General features: G+C 48.4%; 1 protein-coding gene. It reads right to left on the bottom strand.

Annotation, left to right across the window (positions count from 1 at the left end; all coding sequences use genetic code 11):
• Window positions 1-607 (bottom strand): putative nucleotidyltransferase substrate binding domain-containing protein (locus R8O10_RS26125; protein ID WP_318192084.1); only part of this gene is annotated, 607 nt, incomplete at both ends.

Below are 607 nucleotides of genomic sequence, written 5' to 3'. Positions count from 1 at the left end.
GAGAGGTATTCTGGCTCGATGTTGTTATCTGGCTCAATTCCGAGTTCAACATCAGTCGCTTGATGGCGAATTCGTACCATAGAGATGAATTCTAACGCGTCTTTTAAGTCCTGAGCTCGACCTTTTGGCAAGATGCCTGCGTCAATAATGTCGTCGAGACGTTCACACGAGTTTTGTGCACGAGAGCCAACCGCCAAGGCATGCACACGAATCAGATCAACCAGCGGCGCGGTGCCACGACGTTTTAGGTTGATCGAGTTTTTGTGCTGGCCGTCTTTTTCCATCACAAAATCTTTGAAGAAGCCTAATGGCGGTGTGCGGTTTAGCGCATTTCGAGCCAAACATGCTAAGAAGCGATTATTTTTACGCGCTCGACGCACAATGAAGCTGGTGAGCTGTTCTGCCCATTTTAAGCGGCCATACACGCCATCTAAATCGAAAAATATTGATGCATTTAGTAACGCTTTCGGGTTGGGATCGTCAATCCAGTCGGCGAAACATTCTTCCCATTCGGAGCGAGTCATTCGCCACATCGGGTTCGTGGCCATGATGTCACCGGTACAATATTTGTAACCACAAGCGTCAAGGCCGTCACTGACAAACTTGG

The sequence above is a fragment of the Vibrio sp. 1727 genome (genome assembly GCF_033344415.1).
Lineage (GTDB): Bacteria > Pseudomonadota > Gammaproteobacteria > Enterobacterales > Vibrionaceae > Vibrio > Vibrio alginolyticus.
Note: the sequence above shows the minus strand (reverse complement) of the source record. Positions and strands in the feature narration are given on the sequence as shown.